Raw genomic sequence first — 26216 nt, forward strand, 5'->3', positions numbered from 1 at the left:
GCCTACAAGGACGTACTTGCGGCGTCCCCGCACTCCGACACCGACCCACCACCCCACAGGAAACCCGCCGTTGCCGTTGCCGTTGCCGTTGCCGTTGCTGTAGCTGTTGCCTCCAGCAGGTGCAGGGCTGCAAGCCCTGCCAAACACCCCCCTACTTCAAACGCAGCAGCAGGCTGCCGCCCGCACACACCACCGCCAGCCAGGCGACGCCGTGCCACCCCCATTGCGCCAGCGCCAGGCTGCCCAACGCACCGCCGGCGGCCATGCCGATGAACATGCCCGTGAACAGCAACGCATTGAGGCGGCTGCGTGCCGGCGGCACCAGGCCATAGACCAGGGTCTGGTGCGCCACCAGCGCCGACTGGAAACCGAAGTCGAACAGCAGCGCGCTCACCACCAGCAGCGGCAGCAGCGCGGCGGCCGGCAGCCAGGACTCGGTCAGCAACAGGCCGAAGCCCAGCAGCGCCACTGCAATCGCCAGCCGCGCCACTGCATGGCAACCCAGTCGATCAGCGAAGCGGCCGGCGAACGGTGCGGCCATTGCGCCGGCCGCACCGGCGATACCGAACGCACCCGCCGCCGCACTGCCCAGGCCCAGACGTGCATGCAGCATCAGCGCCAGGGTCGACCAGAACGCGCTGAAGCCCACTGCCAGCAACGACTGGCTGGCCACCGCACGGCGCAGCTGCGGCTGCTCGCGCCACAACGCCAGCAACGAACCCAACAATGCCGGATAGCGCAGCGTGCTGGTCGGTGCGAAACGCGGCAGCGCACGCGCCATCACCGCACCCATCGCCGCCACCGATACCGCGGCCAGCACGAACTGCGTGCGCCAACCCCATGCTTCGGCCACCACGCCACTGACCACGCGCGACAACAGGATGCCGAGCAGCAGGCCGGTCATTACCCGGCCGACGATCTGGCCGCGCTGTGCATCCGGCGCCAGCACCGCAGCGGCCGGCACGATGTCCTGTGCCAGCGTGGCCATCAGCCCGACCAGCAGGCTGGCCATCAGCAGGCCCGGCAGGTGCCCGGCCATCGCTGCGGCGCCCAGTGCCAGTGCCAGCAACGCGGACTTCAACAGGATCAGGTTGCGGCGGTCGAAGCGGTCGCCCAACGGCGCCAACAGCAGGATGCCCAGTGCATAGCCAAGCTGGGTCAGGGTCGGTACCAGGCCAGCGGCGCGTTCGCCTGCGCCGAGGTCCTGGGCAATCAGGCCCAACATCGGCTGGCTGTAGTAGAGCGAGGCGACCGAAAAGCCTGCACCGGCGGCCATCGCCAGCACCAGCGGGGTGGAGGGTGCGCTCGCGGGTGTGGCGGCGGCGGACAGCGAGGGGGTAGACATGGGGGAGTCCGGTGGAGGAAGTGGGCGTATCCTGCCCCTATTCGCCCAGCGTCTGTAGTAGGCTCTTGCACATAAACTTCATACGTGAAACGCATGAACGACCTCGCCACCGGCGCCGATCGCCTGGATCTGCTGCGCACCTTCCTGCGCATCGTCGATGCCGGCAGCCTGTCTGCTGCGGCCGTGCAGCTGGGCACCACCCAGCCGACGGTCAGTCGCCGCCTGCAGGCACTGGAACGGCAGCTCGGCCTGCGCCTGCTGCAGCGTTCCACTCACGGCCTGCAGCTGACCGAGGATGGCCTGCGCTGCCAGCGCCATGCGCAACGCGTGGTCGACGAATGGGAGTCGCTGCAGGCCGAACTCCACGGCGAGCCGGAAACGCTGCGCGGACGCCTGCGGGTGATGGTGCCGCACGCATTCGGCCAGGCGCAGCTGCTGCCGACCATGCTTGCGTTCCTCGCCCAGCACCCGCAGTTGAGCCTGGAGTGGATCCTGGAAGATCGACGCCCGGATTTCATCGCGGAAGGCATTGACTGCGCGGTGCGGGTGGGCCCCGTCGACGAACCGCGCATGGTCGCACTGCCGCTCGCCGAGGTACCACGCATCGTCGTAGCGGCGCCCTCACTGGTGGACGCCACAGCAGTCGGTGCGCCCGAACAGGCACAGTCACTGCCGTGGATCTCGCTGGTCACCTACTACCGCGAACGCCTGCTGCTGCATGACGCGCAGGGGCGCGCGCATACCCTTTCAATCAGCCCGCGCCTGCTCAGCGACAACCTGTTCGTGGTGCAACAAGCCGCATGTGCCGGGCTCGGCGCAGCGGTGGTCTCGGCCTGGCTGGTGGCCGAGGACCTCGCACAAGGGCGGCTGGTGCAGCTGCTACCGGACTGGCAGGCGCCGGCACTGCCGGTACACGTGGTGTTTCCCGCCGCGCGCCAGCAGCCGCCACGGCTGCGCGCCTTCATCGATGCGATGAAAGCAGCGCTGCCGCAATTGCATGGAATGCGGCCGGCACCACGCTAGGTCACCGGCCGCATCACCCACGCGTGGCGTGGATCTGCCGAGGGTACGGATAGATCCACGCGATGCGTGGATTCCGTCCGACCCCGCAATCAGTTGGCCTTGGCCGCCTCGGCGTTCCACGCTGCGACCTTGGCCTTGGTCTCGGCCAGCATCTTGTCCAGCGCGGCGCGGTCATACACGTTGCCGCGCAGGATCACGCTGTCGATCTTTTCGGTGGCGGCAATGTCATGCAGCGGGTTGGCGGTCAGCAGCACCAGATCGGCCGCCTTGCCCTGTGCAACACCACCGTAACGGTCCATCTGGCCGAACCAGGCCGGGCCGGAACGGGTTGCGGCCGACAGCGCCTGCGGTGCGCTCAGGCCCTCCTTCACGAACAGCTGCAGCTCCTGGTGCAGGGCGATGCCCGGGAAGTTGAACGAGTTGAGGAAGCCTGCATCAGTGCCGGCGATGATCGTCACGCCGGCCTCCTGCAGCATCGGCAGCACTGCGGCCACCTGGTGGTACTGCGCGTGGCGCGCTTCGATCTGCGCCGGCGTGGCCTTCGCCGCGCGGTCCACGCGCCACTGGTAGGTCGCGCGCAGGCCAGGGCCGATGTAGGCCAGGTACGGATCTTTGGCGTGGTCATCCTGGTCAAGGAAGTCGAGGATGCGGCCACCGTTGAGGGTCGGGGTCACGAATACGCCACGCTTGGCGAAATCACGGTAGGCATGCATCGCAGTGTCACGGTCGAAGCTGGCGTCGAGGCGGCGGTTGGCTTCGGCGCGATCGATGCGGCCGGCACCGAAGTCGGCGGCGATCTTCGCTTCGTCCTTGCTGCCGGCCTTGAATGCGTAGTCCAGATGCTCGATCGAAGCCAGGCCGGCATCGACCGCCTGCTCCACGGTCAGCGCCATCGGAATGTGACCCGAGGCCTTGAAGCCGGCCTTGCGCGCAGCACTGGCCGAGTACAGGAACAGCTCCGGCTTCAGCGTGCTGTCGGTGATCTTCACGAAATCGACCTTGTCGTGCTGCAGGCGGGCGATCGCCTTGTCGGCGTCGGCCTCACTGCCCACTTCGATCGTGCCCTTCCAGACCGGCTTGATGCCTTCGATCTTCGCGCCCGAACTGAGCAGGCGTGGGCCGAACAGCGTGCCCTTGGCGATTTCGCCACGCCACTGCAGCACCTGCTCGGGCAGATCGCCGGAACAGTCACGCACCGTGGTGATGCCATGCGCGATGTACAGCGGCAGCAGTGCCTTGTTCTCTTCGATCAGCGCGGGGCCGCCGCCGAAATGCACATGCATGTCCCACAGGCCCGGAATCAGGTACTTGCCCTTGGCGTCGATCTGGCGGGCCGTACTCCATTGGCTGCGCAGCTGCGCGTCCGGGCCGACGGCCACGATATCCTCGCCACGGATCACCACGCTCTGCCCGGCCAGGGTGCTGGCGTGCTCGACATCGACCACGGTGGCATTGCGGATCAGCAGGTCGGCGCGCTCGGCAGCAGACGCCGACAGCGGCGCCACCGCAAGGAGGATGGCAAGGGACAACGGACGGGAACGGAACATGGACAGCATCCTGATAGGCACGCCCAGCGTGCGGGTGGAAGGGGTTTGCATTCAGCGCACCGCGCCGTGCTGGCGCAGCAGGGTTTCAATTCCGGTATAGCCGCGCTGGCGCGCGTGCGCCAGCGGCGTCACGCCGTCGCCGTCGGCCAGCTCGGGGTCGGCACCGGCTTCAAGCAGCAGCTGCACGATCTGCACGTGGCGCGCGCCGCCGTCGCCGAGCAGGATGGCCTCCAGCAGCGCGGTCCAGTGCAGGCGGTTGACATGGTCCACAGCCACGCCGGCACGCAGCAGCGTGCGCACGGTGGCGACGTGGCCGCGCTCGGCGGCGGGAATCAAGGCGGTGCCGCCATAGCGGTTGGTGCTGCGCAGGTCAGCGCCGTGCGCCAGCGTCATCGCCAGGATCTCGTCCAGGCCGCGCGCACCGGCATACAGGTAGGCGCTGTCCTGCATGGCGTCCTTGGCATTGACGTCGGCGCCGGCTTCGATCAGTTCACGCGCGGCGTCTACATTGTTGCCATGCGTGGCCAGCAGCAGCGCGGTGCGGCCCTGGCCATCACGCGCCTCCAGCGTGGCGCCATCCTCGATCGCCTGTCGCACCGCATCGGCATCGCCGCGGGTGGCAGCATCGCGCAGGCGGCCATCGACGTCGGCTTTGGACGCTGCGGTGCAGGCCGGGGTGACCATGGCCAGCAGGAACAGCAGCAGCACGCGCGCGAACGGCGCAGACCAGCCAGGGGAACGATGGACGCGCATGACGGTGTCTCCTCATGGCCGTCGCCACGGAACGCCGTGCGACGGTAGCAACAGCCGGGCATTGCCGGCCCCTGCCCTGCATGGTAGAAGTCGGCCCGGGTATCCAGAAGTGAAATGTTCAAATGCAAGACAGTGCCAAATCGAATAGAACCCTGTTCGAACTGGACCTGCTGCGGGCGCTGGTGATGGTGGCCGACTGCGGCAGCTTCACCACGGCGGCCACGCGCCTGCATTCAACCCAGTCCACGGTCAGCCAGAAGGTGCGCCGGCTGGAGGAACTGGCCGGGCATCGCCTGCTCGAGCGAGGTCACCGCGACGTGCACCCCACCGACGCCGGCCACACCCTGCTCGGCTACGCGCGGCGCATGCTCGACCTGAACGAGGAAATGGCACAGGCGTTGGCCGGCGCCACCGTGGAAACCGCGGTGCGCATCGGTGTCCCCGAGGACTTCGTCAACGCACAGACCACACGCATGCTGGCCGCTTTCAGCCGCCGCCATCCACAGGTGAAACTGGAGATCAGCAGCGGCCTCAGCCGTGACCTGGCGCAGGGCTTCGACCACGGCGAGCTGGACCTGGTGCTGGTCAAGCAACGCCGCAACAGCCGCCAGGCCGTGCACTGCCGGCGCGAGCCGATGCACTGGATCGACAGCCTGCGCAGCAGCTGCCTGCAGCAGGACCCGCTGCCGCTGGTCACCTTCCCGCCACGCGGGCTGTACCGCGACGAGATGATCCACGCCGTGGAGGCGCTGGGCCTGCGCTGGCGCATCGCCTTCACCAGCTCGTCGCTGAGTGGCATCCAGGGTGCGGTGGCCGATGGCATCGGCATCAGCCTGCTGCCGCGTCGCGCGGTCAGCCGCGAACACCGCATCATCGATGGCGAGCGCGACCTGCCGGTGATCGACAACTACGAGATCGGCCTGCTGCATCGTGCCGACGCCGACGATGCCGTGCGCGCACTGGCCAGCGAGCTGTGGCGCCAGGTGCAGCGCGAACCGGACTGACCGCGGTAGATCCACGTCATGCGCGGATGCCGTTCGCGCATCAAGCATCGAAACTTGGTCAATCCGGCCGCACGGCGGGCAACATCGCCCCTTAGAGTGCCTGTTGTTTCCGTGCCCCACGGCGCCTTGTCATGTCCGACGAAATCCCCGCCCGCTTCGATCCCCTGCCCGCTGCACTGCAGACGCATCTGCAGCACCAGCGCTCGCTGATCGCCGCGCGCGTGGCCGCCGGCTTTCCCACCCTGCCAGTGCAATGGCCGCTGGCATCGACCACGCTGCAGCGCGTGGTCGATGCCGAGCTGATCGACCGTGATGACTGCGATGGCTGGGAAGCACTGGGCGTGGCGTTCGGTGACACCCTGGCCCAGCGCGTGCCGGGCCTGGCCTGGATGCAGGTCACCGATGCCTGGGGCATCGACGCGGTGCTGCGCTATGCCGACAGCAGCCTGCAGATCGGCGCCAGCACGCTGCTGCTCAAGCGCGTCGAGCAGGGCGAGATCATCGACATCGCCCACCTGCTGGCGTGGCTTGAGGAATTCGTCGCCACCCGTGCCGACGATTACGTCTGAAAGGCCGCCGAGCATGGCTCGGCACTACACGGGGTTGCGCGGCGTGAATCTACAGCCAGCGGCCGTCGACCACCACGCGGCGCTCCACCGGCACCCCGGCCACGGCGGCCGGGCCGTGGTCGGCACGCACCGCCACGAAGGTGGCCGGATGTCCTTCTGCAAGGCCGTACTGTGGCAGCCCGATCACCTGTGCGGCATGGGTGGTCACCATGTCCAGCGCCAGCATCAGGTCGGCATCGGTATTGAAGCCGGAGCGGTAGCCCAGCAGCATCGCCCGCTGCAACAGATCGCCGTTGCCATACGGCCACCAGCAGTCACGGATGTTGTCGTTGCCCGCGAACACGCGCACACCGGCATCATGCAGCGCGCGCAGCGGCGGGAATGGATGATCGCCCGGCGCGTTGCTCATGATCGCCACACCCGCCGTCGCCAGCGCCTCGCCCACCTGCAGCGCGCGTGCCAGCGGCACCTCGCCCAGCGCATAGGCATGGCTGACCGCAACACGCCCCTGCAGGCCGGCGGCCCGGGTACGCGCAGCGATGCGCAGCAACTGCGCCAGGCCGGTTTCAGCGGGCTCGTGCAGATGGATGTCCAGCTGCACGCCGTAGCGCTCGGCCAGGCCGAACAGCAGCGCCAGCTGGCCTTCGGCATCACCATCAAGCGTGGTGGGGTCGATGCCGCCGAGCACTTCCACGCCCGCAGCAAGCGCCTGCTCCAGTACGGCGGCAGTACCCGGGCAGGACATCACCCCGGCCTGCGGGAACGCCACCAGCTGGATGCGCATGATGTCGGCACAGCGCAACGCTGCCTCGCGCACCGCTTCGAGATGGCCGAGCCCGGTGCTCGCGTCGATATCGACATGGCAGCGCATCGCCACCGTACCGAAAGCACTGCACTGGCGGATCAGCGCCTCGGCGCGGTCCACCATCGGTGCCGCAGCCGCCACCGCCGCCTTTTCCACCGCCAGCCGTTCACGCAGGCTGTTCACCGGCTGGTGCGGGTGCCAACGGTCGCCAACGAAGCTTTTGTCGAGGTGGATGTGGCCGTCGACCAGCCCGGGCAGCACCGCGAACCCCTGCAGGTCGACGCATTCCGCCCCGTCGGCCGGCGCGGCCTCGCCATTGAGTCCGCTGATGCGGCCATCGCGGATATGAAAATTCAGCGGCGCACCGTCGCGGTCGACACCGCCATGGACGAACTGGAGGGTCATCGGGAACTCCCGGAAAGCCAAGAATGGCGCCATCGTGCGCCTCGACACAGCCATCGGCCAACGAAATATCCGGATGGCACGCATTCATCAGAACGATGGCTACTCCTGCGACAACCGGTCGCAGCCACGCCGTGCACACCCCTGAACGGGTAACATGGGCGCCTGTCTCCGCTGTGAAGCCGCATGGGCCCGTCCGACCGCCACGATCGTCTCCGCCGCTGGCAGGCCGCGTCCCTGCTTGCCGCCGCCCCGATCGCCAGCCTGTCAGCCACTGATGCTGCGGCGGCTGCGCCGCTGCAGTCCCCGCCGGGCCAGCAGCGCATCGCCCCGGCTGCACTGGTCGAGCGCCTGCACCAGCGCGTGCTGTCCGGGCAGAGCGCCACCGCCACGCTGGAACACTGGTGCGCCGAGCACGGCCTGGCCGAACAGGCGCGGGTGCGCGCCGTGCGCATACACGGCCAGGACAAGCCCGCGCCCGCCGACGTACTGCAGGCGCTGGGCGTGAAGCCGGGTGCCGACCTGCGCTATCGCCGCGTGCAGCTGGTCTGCGGCAGCCGCGTACTGTCCGAGGCCGACAACTGGTACCTGCCCGGCCATCTCAGCCCGGCCATGAACCAGGTGCTGGACAGCACCGATGAACCGTTCGGTCGCGTGGTCGGCCCGCTGGGTTTCCAGCGCCAGACCCTGGCCGACCAGACGTTCTGGCCGCCGCGGGGCGAAGGCGATCACGGCGTGATCCTGGAAGTGCGCGCCCTGCTGCGCGACCGCAAGCACCAGCCTTTCAGCTATGTCATCGAGTCGTACCTGATGCAGGCGCTTCCCTAGCTTGATGTATCGCCGGGCGTGGTCCGGCGCTACCGCGTCGTAATGCCATTCGCCGCCGGGTCGGTGGAAAACACGAAACGGCCGATCGACTGCCCCCCGCCCTGCAGGAATTCGCCACTCATGAACGCGTACTGTGGCGCAGCACTGTCGTCCCCGAACGTTCTGGTCCAGTGGCTGAATCCGTTGGCATTCCGGCTGTGGATTTCGCCCATGCACAGGCTGTAGCCACAAGCGAAGGAGGCCAGCGCCATGTCCGGCCCCAGCGTGCGTGCTACTGCCGCGCGGTACAGCGTGGTCAGATCCTGCGCGTCGGGATTGCCCGCGGCATCACGCTCGAACTGCAGCAAGGCCCGAGCATAGGCCTTGCTGGAACCGATGACCTTGCCGGCCTCCTGGTCGGACAGTGCACCCTCACTCATCAGCATGTTTTCACCGTCCAGGCTCCCCCGTGTCGTGGGCTTCCTGCCATGGGCAGTCAATGCAGGTGATGCAGCACCGAGCGTCTGGTCTGCTGCCTGCGCCGAAGCCGCCGGTCCCGCATCGGGCATGTTGCCCAACGGTGCCTTCGACGCAACGGCTGTTGCCGATACCGGCGCCGCGGCAACATCAGCACTGTCTACGGCCGCCCCGGCATTGTCACCGCTGCACCCCGCTGTCACCAACAGCACCCCCGCCAGTAAACACGCTCTTCCTGCGCCCATGACTGCCATCCTTGGTCTTGATGGCCGAAGCATGCCAGCTCGCGCGCCTTCGCATATGTGCATCGCACAAAGAAAAGCCCGGCAATGCCGGGCCTTTCGTTCGCCTGCCGGATCAGCGGAACCGGTAGTCCAGCTGCACCCAGTACTGGCGGCCATACGGGTCGTAGTTGCCGACCGGGTAGAACGGCCAGCCGCCACCGTTCTTGTCCGCCGGCGGGCGGCTGTCACGCAGGTTGTTGACGATCACGCCCACCGACAGGTTCTCGCCGAACTGGCGGAACACGCTGGCGTTGTAGGTCATGTACGGCGCGATGCGGCCACTGCCATCGGTCTTCGGCAGCGAGCCGAAGCGGTTGCCGTACAGCGTTGTGGTCCAGTCACCCTGGTTCCAGGTGATGCTGCCGTTGGCCTTGCTGCGCCACTGGTAGTCATCCAGCGAGTTGCGGATGTCACGCTCCGGATCATCGGAGAACTGCCGGTATTTGTGCTCCAGCACCACGGTGTAGGCCAGGCGCGTGGTGAAGCGGCCGTAGCGGCCGGCATCGAAACGCCAGTTGCCCTTCAGGTCCAGGCCGCGCACCGATTCGGAGGCGGCGTTGATCGGGTTGATCAGCACACGGGTCACCTGGTCCGGCTGCACGGTCGCATTGGACGGGTTGCGGATCACCCGCGACAGCGCGTCTTGGCATAGCGGTGAACCGATATCGCGCGCTTCGCCGCCCAGCGTGCGGCCCAGGCGGCAATCGGCCTCGTCACGCAGGATGCGGCTGGTATCGAGGCTGGTCACCTCGTTGTCGATGCGGATGTCGTAGTAGTCGGCGCTGAAATCCAGCCCGGACAGCGGTGACCAGACCACGCCGAAGCCATAGGACTTGGCCGATTCCGGCTGCAGCTGCGCATTGGCGCGGTTGCTGTAATCGATCGACAGGCCGTTGTAGTCGCAGTTGTCGTACGACTGGCCTGCGGTGCGGCAGCGCCAGTAGTCGGTCATGCCCGGGTTGTAGCCGCGGGTTTCGGTGGCGAACACGTAGTTCATGTCCGGCGCACGGAAACTGGTCGCCGCCGTACCGCGGATCAGCAGGCTCTCGACCGGACGGAACTCGACGCCGAAGCTCCAGGTCGCCTTGCCGATGTGCTCGCCACCAGCACGGTACTGGTCATAGCGACCTGCCAGCGTGGTGGTCAGCGACTGCAGCAGCGGCAGCTGAAGTTCCACACCTGCGGCATAGCGGTCACGCTCGCCGCCGGCACCGATACCGGCGCTGGTATTCCAGAACTCGCCGCTGCCCAGGCGCGGGTCCGGGCGGTTGCGGTAGCCCTGGCTGCCGGCTTCGACCACCGCTGCCAATGCAGCGTCGCCCCCAGGCAGCGCGAACAGGCGGCCGTTGACGCTGGCGCTGAAGGTCTGCAGCCATGCCGCATTGCGGCTTTCCTGGTAGTCGGACAGCCCCTCGTATTCGTTCGGGGTCAACGGTTTGAACAGGCGTGCCGGGTCGGGCGCATAGATCTCAACGCCGTTGCGTACGCCCAGCTTCGGGCCGAGCAGGTATTCGTTGATGCCAGCCAGCAGCACCGGGCGGCGGGTGCGGTTCTCGTAACGCGAGCGGCTGTAGACCGCCTCATAGTCCCAGCCACTGTCGCCGATCTGGCCACGTGCGCCGACATTGAACGACCACGAGTTTTCCAGGAAGCGGTTGGCATTGCGCGGCAGGCCGCCGATTTCCTCCGGCGCGAAGCGGCGATACCAGCTTTCAAGGTTGCCGGTGGTCTGGTTGTAGAAGTAGTTGCGGGCCGAGGTCCAGGTCGGTGCACGCGTGTTGTTGTAGATCCGCGCGCTGCCCACGGCGACATCGGCGAACAGGTCGGTGGTCTCGTTGACGTGGAAGGTCAACAGGCCGTAGCCGTTGAGGTTGCGCTTCTCGGTCTGCACCGTCCAGTAGCTGGCCGCTGCCTCATTGCTGCCGCAGTACCAGCCCTGGCGCGGGTTGTTGGCGCGGAACACACTGCCGCCATAGATGTCCGACGCTGCCTCGCAGCCGTTGACGCCCGGATCGATGTTGCGACCGGTGGCAGCATTGCGGCGATAGGCGATCGCGGTCGCCTGCGGCGCCTTGCCGGCCGGGTCATCATCCAGCGAATCCATGAAGTCGCGCTGGCGCGCATGGATCGCCTTGCGCACATCGAACTCGAAGCCGAACAATGCATCCCAACGCTCGCCGGAACTGCCACCGACCACCTGCGCGCGCTGGTTGTCACCACCGCCCTGCTGGGTGCCGCCGGCGCGCACGTTCACGTCCACACCCTCAAAGCGGTCCTTGAGGATGATGTTGACCACGCCGGCGATGGCATCGGAGCCGTACACCGCCGACGCACCCGCAGCCAGCACCTCGATGCGCTCGATCAGCGCGCTGGGAATGTTGGCCAGGTTGACCACGTTCACCGAGCCCTCGTAGGCCAGCGGGTAGTCGGCCTGGCGGCGGCCGTTGACCAGCACCAGCGTGCGGTTCGGGCCCAGCCCGCGCAGGTTGATGGTGTTGGCGGCCGGGGTGAAGGTATTGCCGAAGTCCTCGCCCTGCACGTTGCCGGTATTCTCGGTCAGCGCGCTCAGCGCATCGAAGGCGTTGCGGTAACCCTGCGCGTCGATCTGCTCGCGGCTGATCACCGTCACCGGCGACGGTCCCTCGACACTGGCACGTGGAATGCGCGAGCCGGTGACCTTCACTTCCTGCAGTGAGACGGGTGCGCTTTCCTGCGCGAAGGCCGGCAACGAGACCAGCATCAGGGACGACAGCGCGAGCACCAGCGGACGCGGGCGCAGCGCCTTGTGAAAGGCGGACATGGGCTTCCTGGGGGAGTGGGTGGTGGTGGTACGGGAGCAGCGGCCTGAGCGGCGCATAACGATCCCGTAACGAAAGTGTCCTGAATGGATGGTTTCAACGGAAATGACCAGCCCTGATGGGCTTATGCCTGAACCGAATCAGGGCCGGCCCGATGCCCGGCGTGTTTTTGCAATGTTTTGAATGGTCTGGCGCTGCTGGCACGGCCATTGTTGCTGGGATGACGACCCCGTACCCGCCCCCCGCTCTTCCCCCGCTGCGCCCGGTGCAGCGCCGCCATCTGCTGCAGCTGCAGGCGGCGCCGGTCACCCTGCGTCCATTCCTACGCACCGATCTGCCACGCTGGCGCTTGTTCGATGACCGCCGCCGGCGCGGCCGCCGTCAACCCGGCGACATCGACGAGGAGGCACGCTTTCTCGCCCACATGCATCGCTCACGGCTGGAGCAGGACAACGATCAGCTGCTTCTGGGGGTGTTCGACGACGAACACGGCACGGTGCTGGATCAGCTGCATATCCGCCTGCAGTCGCTGCACGCGCGCAGTGCCGAGTTGCTGTCGCTGCAGCACTGGCACCCGCATACCGACGCCGCGCTGCGGGCGCTGTGCCCGTTCCTGTTCGACGATGTCGGCCTGCATCGCCTGTTCGTGATGCTGCCACCAGACTGCAATGACCCGTTCGCCACTGCGCTGCACGCCTTCGGCTTCGAGCAGGAAGGCCTGCTGCGCGACCATCATCTGGATCTGGATGGCTGGCAGGATCGCCAGCTGCTGGCATTGACCGCGCCGATGTGGCGCGGCCAGCATCGCGCGCTGGACTAGCGCACCCGCTCCAGCGCATTGCCGGCACCGGTCAGCACCGAACACGCGTGGTCCTGCAGTTCTTCAGCGCTGGCCTCGTTGCCGGTTCCAGCGTCCACGCGGGTGGCCAGCAGAATGAAGCCCGGACCGCCCTGCACGGCGTCCCGGCCGGCCACGACCAGGCTCCACTGGCCCACGTCGTCCACGCCAGCGAGGTCATAGGCCAGCAGATTGAGCGGATTGGCGGTCAGTTCCTCGCCCGGCAGCAGGCGGGCCTGGTACTGATGGCCGCGCAGCAGCACCGGCAACGGTGCCCAGCGGCTGCCGACGGCGGCAGCATGCGTGTCCAGCGCCTGCAGCACGTCGGCACGCAGACAATCCACATGGATATGCAGCTGGTGCTGCGAACGGCCGTGCGGCGAGTTCAATGCCAGGCTGGCGACGTTGCGCGGCAGCGGTTGCCGCAAGGCCTGTTCGGTGTGGCTGCGCGCCTGCCAGGCCGCAGCGAAGTAGTTCGGTGCACCGCGCTGGTACAGGCTGCGGTTCTCGATACCGCTGACCTTGTCCAGCGGCATCAGCAGGAACTGGTAGTCGCCGTGCGCGTCCTTGACCAGCACATCGCGGCGGTCTGCGGCCGTCTCCACGCGCAGGCAGTCGCCGCGTGGACCTTCGGCGCCCCGGCAGTCACGTTCGATCAATCGCCACAATGCATCGGAATGGGCCGGCGCCGGCGGTGGCGCGCTGGCACAGGCGGACAACAGCAGCAGGGACGGCAGCAGGAAGGAGCGCAGGGACACGGAAACGACTCACGGAACAGGCACGGCAGACGGCGCCGCGCTGCATTCTAGCCAGTGCAGTACTGCAATCAGTAGGTGCCGAACGGCACTTCAACCACGATCGGGGCGGCACTCTCGCCGGCCTGAAGGCTGTAGCGGTCCAGCGCGCCATCGTCATCGGCGTGCGGCTGGCGCTGGAAATGCAGCGGGTAGCGGGTGTCCCCCAGGCGCACGGCGCTGCCGTCGGCCTCCAGCGCGGCACCTTCCGGAATCAGCAGCCCGCCCAGGTCGCTGTAGGCGCCAGGCACATCGGCGAAGCTGTAGTCGACCAGCTCGTCCACCCGCTGCATCGCATAGACGTGCGGCACATAGGGGCGTGCGGGGCTGCGGCCATTGCTCAGGTCGGTCACCCAGGCCTGCGGCAGGTGGTACTGCTCGCGCAGCGCAGCCACGCCCAGCGAGGGACTGGCCACCTGCAGGCAGCACACCGTCCGCTTGCCTTCACGGTCGAGGATGGCGAAACGATCGCCTCGGGTCGCCGCCTGCGGCAGCATGGCAAACGCCAGGTTGCGCTGCGCAGGCTCGTAGCCCGCTTCGGTCTGCAGGTTGCGCCAGGCACCGAATACCGGGGTTTCGACCGGCGCGGGTTCCGGATCGGCAGCGGAGGCGGCAAACGCCACGCCCAGCAACGACAACACCAGCGCCGTCATCGTCCTGTCTTTGCCGCGGAAACTGCCTGCCGTCATACCGTATCCAACACCTGCGCCGGAAAGGCCCGGCCTGCCCGCTGGCGTACTGCCAGCCATTCCTCCCACTATGCAATGACCACGCTGTGCCGGCAATGACCGGGACGCTGACGCCTTTCGCACGCTCGGTGCTATCGTTCCCGCCATCTTCCCTGCGCAGGAGCGCTCGCATGTCTGCATTCCGTCTGTCCCTGTTGCTGCCGGCCTCTGCCCTGCTGCTGTCGGCCTGTGTCAGTACGCCTGGCCCGGAAGTCAAAGGCAGCGGCCGCTGCGACGCCAGCCAGCTGGGCTGGGCGATCGGCCAGCCAGCCAATGAACCCAACATCCGCCGCCTGTCCCGCGAGAGCGGTGCCGGCCTGGTCAACCCGATCGGCCCCAGCACCATCACCACCAAGGACATCCGCCAGGACCGCCTGCGCGTGTTCGTGGACAAGGACAACATCATCACCGCCACCCGCTGCGAGTAAGCGCGGCGGCAGGTTTCTGTAGAGCCGAGCCCACGCTCGGCTGCTCTCCGGTCAGGCCGCACGGAAAGCCAGCCGAGCGTGGGCTCGGCTCTACAGGGTTCAGGGTTCGGTATAGCCGGCACAGTCCGGCAGCGCCTGGTCGGGATGGAACATTCCCTCCCCGAAGCGGAACAGCCGCGTGTAGGTGCACGCCGGGTCCTGCTGGCTGCGCAGATCCTGCTTCTTCAGCGGGCCCTTGGCCAGCGAATCCTCGAAGCGTGAAGCGCCGGCAGGGAACTGGGTCGCCACGGTCTGGTAGCGCAGCACCGGCATGCCCTCGGCAGCCGTATCCAGCGCCAGCTTCGCCGAGAAGCCGTATTCGTCGTGGCAGGCACCCGCGCGCTGTTTCACGTCCTGCTCGCTGAAACACGCGCGGATCATCGCATTGCCCAGCCATGGCACGGTCAGCACGTCGTCGTCCACCTGGATGTCGTCCTGCAGGTGGCGTACGCGTGCCAGCTGCAGCGTGGACGCGTCAGCACCTCCACCGGAGTACATGGCGCTGAACGTGACGATGCCACCCACCAGCACATTCTGGCGGGCGCGCTGCTGCGGATCGGTCACTGGTTCACCGCTGCCCACGCCTGGGGCCAGCCGCACGATCCATGGCCACAGTGACAGCTCGCTTTCCTGCGGCACGTCGATGCTGACGTGGTAGGTGTGCGGCTTGCCCTGGCCCGGCACCTTCTCAAGCACTTCCAGCACGCTCGGCCGGTCACCCTCCTCGGCGACCGGCTGCACGCGCACGCACCAGTTGCCGTCCCGCGTGCAGTCATAAAGCCCCGACGGCCCAGTCTCACTCGCGATCAGCACCTGCCCCAGCGGCTCCATCACATTGCCGGCGGCATCGCGCTGCTGCGGCAGGATCGAGCCCTGGGCCAGCGCCAGCACCGGGGTAGCCAGTAGTGCAACGTACAGGGTGGCACGGGCGGTAGCGGTAGGCATGGATGGCTCCTGCGGCTGGGCTTTCGATGGTAACCGTTGCCCGCCATCACCTTTGTAGAGTCGAGCCATGCTCGACTGCTGTCTGTCGGGAAGAGCAGCCGAGCATAGGCTCGGCTCTACATCATCCGCAGTCGCAGCTCCCCCAGCCCTTGGCTTTCGACGTCTGGCCGATGCCCGGATTAAAGGTATTGCTCGGGTCCAGCTGCTTGTAGAACCCGGCCAATGCGGGCTTGGCCGGGTACAGGTGGCCGACGTTGTGCTCGGCCGGATACTCGGCGCCACGCCGGTCCAGCAGCGCCCACATCGCGTGCTCGATCGCCATCGGGTCTTCGCCCTTGCGCGCGATGTAGTCCTGGTGGAACACGTGGCACAGGAAGTGCCCGTAGTACAGCTTGTGCAGCAGGCGGCCGTCGATATCGGCCGGCAACTGCTCGAACCAGTCGGCATCATCTCGGCGCAGGGCAATGTCCAGCGCCACGATGTCCTGCACCTGGTCACGATGCACTTCGCGGTAGCGCACCGCGGCACCGGCCACGGCGAAGCGATGCAGGAACGCCTTGCGCCCCTCCTCCGCCGTGCAGTGGAAATAGCCACCTTCGTGGCCAGTGAAGAAGTCGCGCAGCCAGGCCTCGGTTTCTGCTGCGTCCTGCGCGGAGACCTTCAGCAACAGATGATGCTCATAACGCTGGCGGAACTCGCCCATGCGCTTGGGCAGGTGCGAAGGCAGCAGGCCGGTCAGCACCTGCATCACCCGGTCGGTCACCCCACGCAGGCCCAGCCGTTCGAACCAGCCGTCAACGCGGCTCTTCAATGCGAACGCGGCAGGTACACGTGCGGTGCCGAGGCGGTCGATCAGCAGGAAGCTGTCCTTGCCGTAGCGTTCGCCGATGTCATAGGCATCGCGGTGGATGTACTCACCGGCAATCGGCAGGCGCTCGAATCCGGTCAGCAGCTGGCGCCGGATCGCGGTCAGGCTGTCGGTGCGGTTGCTGCCGATGTAGAAGACCTCGGCGGCCTCCTTTTCGAAGGTATCCAGGCGCACCGCGAACACCGCCAGCTTGCCGGCCGAACCGGCCGCTTCGTAGTGGCAGCTGGGATCAGCGTTGAAGCGCGCCGGGGTATCGGCATCGACCCGGCGCACTTCGTCGGCGTAGCGTGGATCGGAGGCCGCGCGGCCGTCGCCGTCACCCACGTCGGCAGCCGCATAGTCGCCAGCCTGCAGTCGCTGCAGGATCTGCTCGGGTGTATCACCCAGCGCGATGCCCAGATGGTTGACCAGCTGCAGCTGGCCCTGCGCATCGACCTGCGCATACAGGGCCAGCTCGGTGTAGGCAGGGCCACGGCGCACCAACGCGCCGCCGGAGTTGTTGCAGACGCCGCCCAGCACCGAGGCGCCGATGCAGGACGAGCCGATCACCGAATGCGGTTCACGGCCCAGCGGTGCCAGCGTCTGCTCCAGGCGGTCGAGCGTGGCACCGGGCAGGCACAGCACCTGGCGGCCCTCGTTCAACAGCTGGATGCCGGTCAGGCGCAGCGTGCTGACCAGCACGATCGGCCGCCCGTAGTCGTTGCCGTCCGGGGTCGAGCCGCCGGTCAGGCCGGTATTGGCCGCCTGCAGGATGATCGCCGCCCCACCCTGCACCGCCGCCTGCAGCACGTGCCACAGCTCCAGCAGGGTGCCCGGGCGCACCACCGCCAGCACCGGACCGTCGCCGAATCGGTAGCCACGCCGGAAGCGGCGCGTGGCCTTGTCGCCAGTCAGTACATGGCGTCTGCCGACTGCGTCGCGCAACTGTGCCAGCACGGCATCGTCGCCATTCATGGCAGGTTGACCAGCGAATCGCGGCCGATGTCGGCGATGCGGCGTGCGCCGGTCAGTGTCATCGCCACGCGCATTTCCTTGGCGATCAGGTCCAGCAGGTTGGCCACGCCGGCCTCGCCCTGCGCGGCCAGCGCATAGACGAAGGCGCGCCCCAGCAGCACGGTGTCGGCACCCAGCGCCAGCATGCGCACCACGTCCAGCCCGGTACGGATGCCTGAATCGGCGAGAATCTTCAGATCGCCCTGTACCGCGTCGGCAATTGCCGGCAATGCGCGGGCGGTGGACAGCACGCCGTCCAGCTGGCGGCCACCGTGGTTGGAGACCACGATGCCATCGGCACCGAACGTGACCGCATCACGCGCGTCATCCGGATCGAGGATGCCCTTGATCACCATCGGGCCCTTCCAGAATTCGCGGATCCACTCCAGGTCCTTCCAGGAAATGGAGGGATCGAAGTTGCTGCCCAGCCAGCCGATGTAGTCCTCCAGCCCGGTCGGGTTGCCGCGGTAGGTGGAGATGTTGCCCAGATCGTGCGGGCGGCCGAACAGGCCCACGTCCCACGCCCAGTGCGGATGGGTGATGGCCTGGCCGATGCGGCGCAGCGAGGCATTCGGGCCGCTCATGCCGGAGTGTGCATCGCGGTAGCGCGCGCCCGGCACCGGCATGTCCACGGTGAACACCAGCGTGGTCACGCCCGCGGCCTGTGCCCGCTCCAGCGCATTGCGCATGAAGCCACGGTCGCGCAGCACATACAGCTGGAACCACATCGGCCGCTGGATGGCCGGGGCGACTTCCTCGATCGGGCACACCGATACGGTGGACAGGGTGAACGGGATGCCACGGCGATCAGCCGCGCGCGCCGCCTGTACTTCGCCGCGCCGGGCATACATGCCGGTCAGGCCGACCGGCGCCAGCGCCACCGGCATCGCCAGTTTTTCGCCGAACAGCTCGGCTTCCAGGCTCAGGTCGGACATGTTGCGCAGGATGCGCTGGCGCAGCGCGATGTCGGACAGATCGGAAACGTTGCGCTTCAGCGTGTGCTCGGCATACGCGCCGCCATCGATGTAGTGGAACAGGAACGGCGGCAGCCGGCGTTGCGCTGCGGCACGGTAATCGGTGGAGGCGGAGATGATCATGGGGTCAACCGTGTGGGGAAGGTAGACGCGAGGCCCGCGCACGCCGGGCTTCGTTGTCATCGAGGATGCGCAGCGTGGTGTGCACGAACTCGAGGTGGGCATGCGCGGCGGCGCGCGCGCGTTCGGGGTCGCCGGCCAGCACCGCGTCCATCATCTCGCGGTGCTGGTCGGACAGCGGCGAGAAGGTCCTCGCCGACGTGTAGAGCTTTTCGCGGCTCTGCGAGATGTTGGTCTGCAGCAGTTCGAACAGGCCGCGCATCACCTGCAGAAGGACCAGGTTGTGCGAAGCCTCGGCGATGGACAGGTGGAAGGCCGCGTCGGCCTCCGCTTCACCGGTGGGGTCGTCCTTGCCGTGCGCGTCCATCATGGTCTGGAAGGCCTGCGCGATGCGCGTGCGGTCCTCGTCGGTGGCACGCAACGCTGCATGCCAGGCAGTGGCACCCTCCAGCGCGTGACGGATCTCCAGCACGTCGAAGCGGTACTCCGGGTCGCCCTGGAACAGCGGCAGATACGGCGCCAGCGGTTCATCCAGCGCCTGCCGCGCGCGCGCCGCAGGTTCGGCCACGTAGGTACCGCCACCAACCCGTGCGGTCAGCAGACCCTGGCTGGCCAGCTGCGCGATTGCCTCGCGCAACGCGGTGCGTGAGACCCCCAGCTGCACCGCCAGGGCGCGCTCGGCCGGCAGCCGGTCGCCCGGCTGCAGCCGCTGTTCCTGCACCAGGCCGCGCAGCTGCGCGGCCACCTTGTCCGAAATACGTTGCGTGCTCATGGCGCCATTGTGGCCCGAAGCGTGTAACAGAGGGTCAGGCCGCGCGGCATGGCTCAGGGAATCATCCAGGTCAGCCAGTAGGCCTGGGCCAGGGTGATCAGGCCGACCATCGTGGTGAAGATCAGGCTGTGCTTGACCGTGAAGCGGAACAGGTCCGATTCCTTGCCGGCCAGGCCGACCGCAGCACAGGCAATGGCGATCGACTGCGGCGAGATCATCTTGCCGGTGACGCCGCCGGTGGTGTTGGCCGCCACCAGCAGCACGTCGGACACCCCGATCTGCTGTGCGGTGGTCGCCTGCAGCGCCGAGAACAGTGCATTGGACGAGGTATCCGAGCCGGTCAGGAACACGCCCAGCCAGCCCAGGAACGGCGAGAAAAACGGGAACGCGTCACCGGTGTGCGCCAATGCCAGCGCCAGCGTTGCCGACAGACCCGAATAGTTGGCGATGAAGGCAAACGCGAGCACCATGCCGATCGAGTAGATCGGCATGCGCAGCTCACGCACGGTTTCGCCGAAGGTCTGCAGTGCCGACCGCGCCGGCATGCGCAGCGCGATGATCGCGATCACCGCCGCGAGGATGATCGAGGTACCGGTGGCCGAGAACCAGTCGAATTTGTAGACCGCCTCGTAGCTGAGCGGCGCGTCCACGATCGGCGGCATCTTCTGCACCCTCTGGTCGAGGCCGGGCACCGGGAGCTTCAGCACCCAGCTTTCCAGCGGGCCGCCCGCCGCGAACAGCGACTTGAACGGCTTGATGCTCCACAGCGTGACCATCGCGGTGAGGATCAGGAACGGCGACCACGCCCTGGCAATCTGGCCGACGCTGTACCGCGGCGCCTCCAGTGCCTGTGCGGCCGCCTGGGCGCTGGTTTCGGTATCGAAGCGGAAGATCCGTACCGGCTTCCAGCGGCGCAGGAACAGGGTCAGGCAGACCAGCGACGCCAGCGAAGCGGTGATGTCCGGCAGCTCCGGGCCGATGAAGTTCGAGGTCAGGTACTGCGCGATGGCGAACGAGCCACCGGCCACCAGCACTGCCGGCCAGGTTTCCTTGATGCCACGCCAGCCGTCCATGATCGCCATGATCCAGAACAGCACGATGATGGTCAGGAACGGCAGCTGGCGACCGGCCATCTGGCCGATCTCGAATGCATCCAGGCCGGTGACCTGCCCGGCCACGATGATCGGAATGCCCATCGCGCCGAACGCCACTGGCGCGGTGTTGACGATCAGGCACAGGCCGGCGGCATACAGCGGCTTGAAGCCCAACCCGACCAGCAATGCCGCGGTGATCGCCACCGGCGCACCGAAACCGGCCGCGCCCTCCAGGAAGGCACCGAAGGCGAAGCCGACCATCAGCATCTGCAGGCGCTGGTCTTCGGTGACCGACAGGATCGAAGCGCGGATGATGTCGAACTGACCGGTCTTGACCGAGACCTTGTAGAGGAACACCGCGCCGATGATGATCCACGCGATCGGCCACAGGCCGTAGACGAAGCCGAAGCCGGCCGCACCCAGCGCCTGGGTCAACGGCATGCGGTAGAACAACAGGGCCACGCCAAGCGCGATGGCCACGGTGATCGTGCCGGCCAGCCAGCCCTTCATGCGCAGCACGGCCAGGGCAATGAAGAAGAACGCGATCGGCAGCAACGCGATCAGGCTGGACAACCACAGGTTGCCGGCGGGGTCGTACAGGTGTTGCCAGGGCTGCATGAAGACTCTCGACTGGATGCGGAAGGTGCCCCACCGCAGGCGGTGGATCGCCGTGGCTGTCGATTATTGGTCCTACCAATAATGGTTTCGATCAGACCACTTGCAGCGGATTTAACCGCCACTCAGACGAAGAGCCTATTAGACCATAGAGCTAGATGGAATATTGGTACGACCATTAGGGTCGTCACGGTAGTGCCGGCCTCTGGCCGGCAACTCGGGCTTCCCTAAGAAATCCTTTTCTCCAACCGCCGCATCACCGCCAGCACCAGCACGCACAGCACGCTCACGCCGATGGCGATCACGTACTTGCTGATCCCCACCGCAATCCCGATGGCCGCGGCCATGATCAGCGAGCTGGCCGTGGTCAGGCCGCTGACCTGGTCCTCGCGTGACCCACGCAGGATGGTGCCGGCGGCAACGAAGCCGACACAGGCCACCACCGCTTCGATCAGGCGCACCGGATCGACCTGCAGCAGGTCGCGGTAACGCTCCTGCTGGAAATGCTCGGCCACCGAGTCGCCAAGGCCGACGATCAACGCGGCGGCCCCCGCGATCAGCATGTGCGTGCGCAGGCCGGCGGCGTGCTTGCCCATCTCGCGCTCGACGCCGAGCACGCCGCCGAACAGCATCGCGGTCGCGACGCGCAGCAGGATCGAGACATCCTGGGTAAGTTCCATGGGTCAGGCTCCGGGTGTTTTTCCCGGAGCCTTGCTCGGCGGTCGTAGGGCGGGAGTGAAGGCGATGGCACGCCCTCTTCACCGCACGTCCTCATCCACGCAGGGCGTGGGTCCACCGGTCAGGCATCCACGCCCTGCGTGGATCTGCTGACCGCACTCGCTCATTGCGCCAGGTAGCCGCCATCGATGGCGTAGTACGCGCCGGTCGCGAACGAGGCATCGTCGCTGGCCAGCCAGGCCACCAGCACCGCCACTTCCTCGGCCGTACCCAGCCGCTTCAAGGCGTGGCGGCCTTCCAGCGTGGCGCGCACCTTCGGGTCCATCTTCTCCAGCAGCGGTGTGCTGATGAAGCCTGGACCGACCGCGTTGACACGGATGCCGTCGGCGGCATGCTCCCACGCGGCGGTCTGGGTCAGCCCGACCACGCCGTGCTTGGCCGCCGCATAAGCGGTGGAACCGGCATAGCCCACCTGGCCCAGGATCGAGGCCATGTTGATGATGCTGCCGCCGGTTCCAGCAGCGCGCATTGCCTGGATCTGCGCACGCTGACACAGGAACACGCTGGTGAGGTTGACGTCGATCACGCGCTGCCAGCCATCGATCGGATAGTCACCGCTGCTGGCGGCTGGCCCACCGATACCGGCGTTGTTGACCGCCACATGCAGGCCGTCGAGCTCCTTGATCGTGCGCTGCACCGCTGCCTCCACCGCAGCGTCGTCGGTGACGTCCAGCGCGATGCCGATGGCCTGCGCACCGGCATCGCGCAACTGCGCCACGGTCGCATCGACCGCATCCTGCTTCAGATCCCAGACCGAGATCCGCGCGCCGGACGCGGCCAGCGTCTGCGCCACGGCCAGGCCGATTCCAGATACGCCGCCGGTCACGATCGCGGTCTTGCCGGTGAGCTGGTAGTCAATCATCTGCGTTCTCCATCAGTGGGGGCATCGAAGTGGCCTGCAACAGCCAACTGCGCCACCCTACGCGTGCGCCCGTGATGACCTGGCTGACATCGCGCCTACGGATGATCGTTCCAGCCATGAAACCTCAACTCAAGTTGATGTATGGAATTGCGTACGGATATGCATGCAAAACGCCGGCGTATGTTCGGCGGCATTTTCACTTTGGCCGTAATCGTCAATCGTTTTGACCCTATTTAAATCAAAAGCGCGCGAATCGAGGCGACAATGGGAAACGTTTCCAGTTTCTGCGACACATTCCATTCAATCTGGTGTTCCCCCACCATCCGGAGTGCCCACGCCACTGCCTTCCAGCACGTCTGCACGGGTAATGACCGGATCTGCATCTGCGTTGCAGAGCGCGTGGGCGAGGTAATGCCAGCGTCCACCTCCAAAGCACGTGCCGAGCGATGTCCCGATATTTCACTTTTGCCGATTACCGCCGCTTCGGCCACCGTCATGGCTTCGATTACCGCGCCGACCCGGAACACCTGCGCGACGACCAGTGGGCCGGCCATGGCGAGGTCAACGAGCAGTTCCTGCGCGGCGGCATGAGTCTGATCGCCTCCGACGTCCATAATCGCTTTCCATATGTCGCCACGGCCCAGCAGAGTCCCGGCCTGGCCATCCGCGTGATGCTGCTGGGCGAGGTCGATGTGCGCGTTCCGCGACGCGCTGGTTTCACCCTTCGCGCTGGCACGGCGATGACCGCACACCACCGCGAGGAGGTCGAGATGACTGGTACGCATCCCGGCGAAACGCGCATGCGCGGCGTCAGCGTCATGGTGCCCGGCCAGATCGATCCGGACCTGTTCCATCTGCCGCAGCTGGAGACCGCGCTCAACACCCACCTGGAATGCCGCCATTGGGCCATTCCGCATACCCTGCTGCCGGTGCTGGGCCAGCTGTTCGACAGCCCATGGGAGGACGGCATCGACGCGTTGTGGCGCGAAGGCGTCGCACTGCAGCTGCTGGCCGTTGGCCTGAAGGCCGAGGATCTGCAGACCGACCCTGTACGAACGCTGCGGGCCGGCCAGCGCGAGCGGCTGGAACGTGTGCGTGCCTACCTGCATGATGACCCCAGCCATGCCCACAGCCTGGTCGAACTGGCCCAGCTGGCCTGCATGAGCCCCAGCTCGCTGCGCCGCCATTTTGCCCAGCAGTACGGCTGCTCCGTGTTCGATTACCTGCACGAACAACGCATGCGCCACGCCGAACAGGGCCTGCGCGAGGACGGATGGACGGTTGAACAGGCCGCCGCCGCCAGCGGTTACCGCCACCCCAGCAACTTCGCGGCTGCATTCCGCAAGCGTTTCGGCCTGGTGCCCAGCCGCTGGCGCACGGGCCCCTCGAAGGTGGGCTGAAGGCTGGTGTTCTGGTAGGTGTCGACCTTGGTCGACACGCTCCTGCCCCATCGCGGATGCCGGCCAGCGGCCGGCACTACCACGTGCTGCCGGGCTATGCCCGGCGTCGTCCTCTCCGCCTCAGTACACCGGCAGATCGATGTAACTGGCCTGCGCCGCGCTATGCCAGACCCGCTGCGTGGCCTTCTGGTAATCGCCCGGCTTGGCCAGGTAGACGTTAGGCACGTAGGTCTGCGGGTTGCGGTCGTACAACGGGAACAGGCTGGACTGCACCTGCACCATCACCCGATGCCCCTTCTGGAACGTGTGGTTGGCGTTGGGCAGGTCGAAGCGATACGGCAGCACCTGGTTGGCCGCCAGCGGCTTCGGATCGCTGAAGCTCTCGCGGTAGCGGCCGCGGAAGATCGCCAATGACACCGGCAGCTCATAGCCCCCCATCTCCGGCGTCGACGCTTCCTGGTCCGGATACACGTCGATCAGCTTCACCACCCAGTCGCTGTCGGTGCCACTGGTCGAGGCCTGCAGATGCACCACTGGCGCGCCGCCGATGCGCAGCGGCGCGGTCAGCGGTTCAGTGATGAAGGTCAATACGTCCGGGCGACCATCGACAAAGCGCTGGTCCTTGACCAGCCAGGTGGTCCACATGTCACGGTCACCGAAGCGGACCGGACGCGGCACGAACGGCACCGGCTTGGCCGGGTCGGACACGTACTCCTCGAAGTCACTCTCGCCCGTCGCCGGCGCCTGGAATGCCAGTTTGCCGCCGGCCCGCAGGTACAGTGGCTTGCTGCTGGCGGCACAGCCCTTGTCGCAGCTGCGCGGCCAACCCTTCAGGCGATCCCAGTGGTTCTCGCCGGTGTTGTAGATCAGCACCGGCGGCGTGTCGGCCTTCGGCGCGCCGTCCACCAGGTACTGGTCGAAGAACGGCTTGAGTACATCACGGCGGAACTGCAGCGCGGTATCGCCGTCGAACTTCAGCGCGCCCAGCTCGCTGCCGCTGTAGTTCACCTGGCTGTGCCGCCACGGGCCCATCACCAGGTAATTGCGGTTGTTGCCACTGTCGCGCCCTTCCATGGCCTGGTAGGCGTGGTTGGCACCCCACATGTCCTCCTGATCCCACAGGCCCTGCAGCCACATGGTCGGGACCTTCAACGGTGTTTTCGCCATCACCGCGTCCAACGCCTGGCCCTGCCAGAAGCCGTCATAGGCCGGGTGCTCGACCAGCTTCTTCCACCAGGTCAGCTGGTCCACGCCGGTGAAGCGCGCGTAGTCGCCAGCCGAACCGATCCGCAGGAACGTGCTGTAGTCGTCGTAGCCGAGGCTGGGCAGCGGCGTACCCTTGCCGCGCTTCTCGGTCTGCATCGCGAAATAGTTGAAGTTGACCTGGCGGAACGCGCCGTAGTTGAGCCAGTCGTCCCCCATCCAGCCATCGACCATCGGGCTCTGCGGTGCCGCCACCTTCAGCGCCGGATGCGGGTCGGTCAGCGCCATCACCACGGTGAAACCCTCGTACGACGAGCCGAGCATGCCGACCTTGCCATTGCTCTCCGGCACGTTCTTCACCAGCCAGTCGATGGTGTCCCAGGCGTCGGTGGAGTGGTCGACTTTGGTGTTGTTCAATGGCCCGCGCAACGGCCGGGTCATCACGTAATCGCCTTCGGAGCCGTACTTGCCACGGATGTCCTGGAACACGCGGATGTAACCGCCGTCGACGAACACCTCGTCGCCCTGCGGCAGCAGGTCGCGCATGCGCGGCGAATCACTGCGGCTTGCGCGGCCAGCGGCATCGTAAGGCGTGCGGGTCAGCAGGATCGGCGCGTTGCGGGCACCCTTGGGCACCACGATCACGGTATACAGCTTGGTGCCATCACGCATCGGCACCATCACCACGCGCTTGTCGTAGTCACGACCGACATCGGGGGCAACGAAGGGCTTGCCGCTGATGTCCGGGGTCATCGGCGGGGTATCGGCGGCCAGCACGGTGCTGGACAGGCAAAGGGCAATGGCTACAGCGACGGCACGCACATGCATGGACAACCCCTCCCGGCAGGAAAGCCTCAAGCCTACTCCTGCCCCGAGCCGTGAAGTGTGGGCGGGCTTTGCATTCTGGGGCGGATGCAGGCAGGACTGATGGCACATGTGCCCCCGGTGCCGCTGCGCTCACCGAAGACCAGTAGTGGGGGGGGGGGGGGGG

General features: G+C 66.9%; 23 protein-coding genes. 7 read left to right on the top strand and 16 right to left on the bottom strand.

The features are described 5' to 3' along the window. Window positions 1-151: 151 nt before the first annotated feature. Entirely contained in the window at window positions 152-1345 is a 1194-nt protein-coding gene (locus R1H25_RS18600) for an MFS transporter (RefSeq protein ID WP_317224310.1), read from the bottom strand. A gap of 93 nt (window positions 1346-1438) precedes the next feature. On the opposite strand from R1H25_RS18600, the gene R1H25_RS18605 reads away from it, so the two are divergent. Beyond that, window positions 1439-2368 (top strand): LysR family transcriptional regulator, encoded by a 930-nt coding sequence (locus tag R1H25_RS18605; RefSeq protein ID WP_317224311.1) that lies wholly within the window; start codon window positions 1439-1441, stop codon window positions 2366-2368. Between the two features lie 89 nt (window positions 2369-2457). On the opposite strand, the gene R1H25_RS18610 is transcribed toward R1H25_RS18605, so the two are convergent. After that, window positions 2458-3915, bottom strand: coding sequence for an amidohydrolase family protein (locus tag R1H25_RS18610; RefSeq protein ID WP_317224312.1), 1458 nt, complete (start codon window positions 3913-3915; stop codon window positions 2458-2460). Between the two features lie 51 nt (window positions 3916-3966). Continuing rightward, on the bottom strand, window positions 3967-4668 hold the full coding sequence (locus R1H25_RS18615; protein WP_317224313.1) for an ankyrin repeat domain-containing protein: 702 nt from the start codon (window positions 4666-4668) through the stop codon (window positions 3967-3969). Window positions 4669-4790: 122 nt separating this feature from the next. Between R1H25_RS18615 and R1H25_RS18620 the strand changes: the two genes are divergently transcribed. After that, window positions 4791-5672: a LysR substrate-binding domain-containing protein gene (locus tag R1H25_RS18620; RefSeq protein WP_317224314.1), complete on the top strand. Its 882-nt coding sequence runs from the start codon at window positions 4791-4793 to the stop codon at window positions 5670-5672. A 131-nt stretch (window positions 5673-5803) separates the two neighbouring features. Next, window positions 5804-6241, top strand: a complete 438-nt coding sequence (locus tag R1H25_RS18625; RefSeq protein ID WP_094000835.1) for a DUF3806 domain-containing protein — start codon at window positions 5804-5806, stop codon at window positions 6239-6241. A 49-nt stretch (window positions 6242-6290) separates the two neighbouring features. On the opposite strand, the gene R1H25_RS18630 is transcribed toward R1H25_RS18625, so the two are convergent. Continuing rightward, the gene (locus tag R1H25_RS18630; protein ID WP_317224315.1) at window positions 6291-7451 is read right to left on the bottom strand and encodes an amidohydrolase family protein; all 1161 of its coding nucleotides are present in this window, start codon (window positions 7449-7451) and stop codon (window positions 6291-6293) included. 183 nt (window positions 7452-7634) lie between these two features. On the opposite strand from R1H25_RS18630, the gene R1H25_RS18635 reads away from it, so the two are divergent. Then, window positions 7635-8276 carry a hypothetical protein gene (locus R1H25_RS18635; protein WP_317224316.1) on the top strand — a complete coding sequence of 214 codons (642 nt, stop codon included), beginning with the start codon at window positions 7635-7637 and terminating at the stop codon, window positions 8274-8276. Between the two features lie 29 nt (window positions 8277-8305). Here R1H25_RS18635 and R1H25_RS18640 read toward each other — a convergent pair whose 3' ends face one another. Further along, window positions 8306-8977, bottom strand: coding sequence for a hypothetical protein (locus tag R1H25_RS18640; protein ID WP_317224317.1), 672 nt, complete (start codon window positions 8975-8977; stop codon window positions 8306-8308). A 112-nt stretch (window positions 8978-9089) separates the two neighbouring features. Further along, the gene (locus R1H25_RS18645) at window positions 9090-11816 is read right to left on the bottom strand and encodes a TonB-dependent receptor domain-containing protein (protein WP_317224318.1); all 2727 of its coding nucleotides are present in this window, start codon (window positions 11814-11816) and stop codon (window positions 9090-9092) included. Between the two features lie 218 nt (window positions 11817-12034). On the opposite strand from R1H25_RS18645, the gene R1H25_RS18650 reads away from it, so the two are divergent. Beyond that, a complete protein-coding gene (locus tag R1H25_RS18650; protein WP_107379770.1) occupies window positions 12035-12634 on the top strand; it encodes a GNAT family N-acetyltransferase in 600 nt (199 codons plus the stop codon). Here the strand turns inward: R1H25_RS18650 and R1H25_RS18655 are convergent. Both R1H25_RS18655 and R1H25_RS18660 read right to left on the bottom strand, forming a co-directional pair. Then, window positions 12631-13410, bottom strand: coding sequence for a CDP-diacylglycerol diphosphatase (locus tag R1H25_RS18655; RefSeq protein WP_049445891.1), 780 nt, complete (start codon window positions 13408-13410; stop codon window positions 12631-12633). The two genes, R1H25_RS18650 and R1H25_RS18655, sit on opposite strands and share 4 nt — an antisense overlap. Before the next feature lie 68 nt (window positions 13411-13478). Further along, window positions 13479-14135, bottom strand: coding sequence for a decarboxylase (locus R1H25_RS18660; RefSeq protein WP_107379772.1), 657 nt, complete (start codon window positions 14133-14135; stop codon window positions 13479-13481). Between the two features lie 170 nt (window positions 14136-14305). Between R1H25_RS18660 and R1H25_RS18665 the strand changes: the two genes are divergently transcribed. Next, window positions 14306-14602, top strand: a complete 297-nt coding sequence (locus R1H25_RS18665; RefSeq protein WP_049437761.1) for an I78 family peptidase inhibitor — start codon at window positions 14306-14308, stop codon at window positions 14600-14602. A 99-nt stretch (window positions 14603-14701) separates the two neighbouring features. On the opposite strand, the gene R1H25_RS18670 is transcribed toward R1H25_RS18665, so the two are convergent. From R1H25_RS18670 to R1H25_RS18700, 7 genes are all read right to left on the bottom strand, one after another. Then, entirely contained in the window at window positions 14702-15586 is an 885-nt protein-coding gene (locus R1H25_RS18670; protein ID WP_317224319.1) for a hypothetical protein, read from the bottom strand. A 121-nt stretch (window positions 15587-15707) separates the two neighbouring features. Next, the gene (gene dld / locus R1H25_RS18675) at window positions 15708-17408 is read right to left on the bottom strand and encodes a D-lactate dehydrogenase (protein WP_317224320.1); all 1701 of its coding nucleotides are present in this window, start codon (window positions 17406-17408) and stop codon (window positions 15708-15710) included. After that, entirely contained in the window at window positions 17405-18544 is a 1140-nt protein-coding gene (lldD, locus tag R1H25_RS18680; RefSeq protein ID WP_317224321.1) for an FMN-dependent L-lactate dehydrogenase LldD, read from the bottom strand. Before lldD ends, dld begins: the two co-directional genes overlap by 4 nt. 4 nt (window positions 18545-18548) lie before the next feature. Continuing rightward, window positions 18549-19313, bottom strand: coding sequence for a transcriptional regulator LldR (lldR, locus tag R1H25_RS18685; protein ID WP_317224322.1), 765 nt, complete (start codon window positions 19311-19313; stop codon window positions 18549-18551). 53 nt (window positions 19314-19366) lie between these two features. Continuing rightward, window positions 19367-21025, bottom strand: a complete 1659-nt coding sequence (lldP, locus tag R1H25_RS18690) for an L-lactate permease (RefSeq protein ID WP_317224323.1) — start codon at window positions 21023-21025, stop codon at window positions 19367-19369. A gap of 224 nt (window positions 21026-21249) precedes the next feature. After that, window positions 21250-21702 carry an MgtC/SapB family protein gene (locus tag R1H25_RS18695; protein ID WP_049445899.1) on the bottom strand — a complete coding sequence of 151 codons (453 nt, stop codon included), beginning with the start codon at window positions 21700-21702 and terminating at the stop codon, window positions 21250-21252. 161 nt (window positions 21703-21863) lie between these two features. Further along, on the bottom strand, window positions 21864-22622 hold the full coding sequence (locus tag R1H25_RS18700) for an SDR family NAD(P)-dependent oxidoreductase (protein WP_317224324.1): 759 nt from the start codon (window positions 22620-22622) through the stop codon (window positions 21864-21866). A 446-nt stretch (window positions 22623-23068) separates the two neighbouring features. Between R1H25_RS18700 and R1H25_RS18705 the strand changes: the two genes are divergently transcribed. After that, window positions 23069-24022, top strand: coding sequence for an AraC family transcriptional regulator (locus tag R1H25_RS18705; RefSeq protein WP_317224325.1), 954 nt, complete (start codon window positions 23069-23071; stop codon window positions 24020-24022). Window positions 24023-24142: 120 nt separating this feature from the next. Here the strand turns inward: R1H25_RS18705 and R1H25_RS18710 are convergent, their stop codons facing one another. Next, window positions 24143-26053, bottom strand: coding sequence for a CocE/NonD family hydrolase (locus tag R1H25_RS18710; RefSeq protein WP_317224326.1), 1911 nt, complete (start codon window positions 26051-26053; stop codon window positions 24143-24145). Window positions 26054-26216: the final 163 nt, after the last annotated feature.

This window comes from Stenotrophomonas veracruzanensis (assembly GCF_032911525.1).
Lineage (GTDB): Bacteria > Pseudomonadota > Gammaproteobacteria > Xanthomonadales > Xanthomonadaceae > Stenotrophomonas > Stenotrophomonas africana.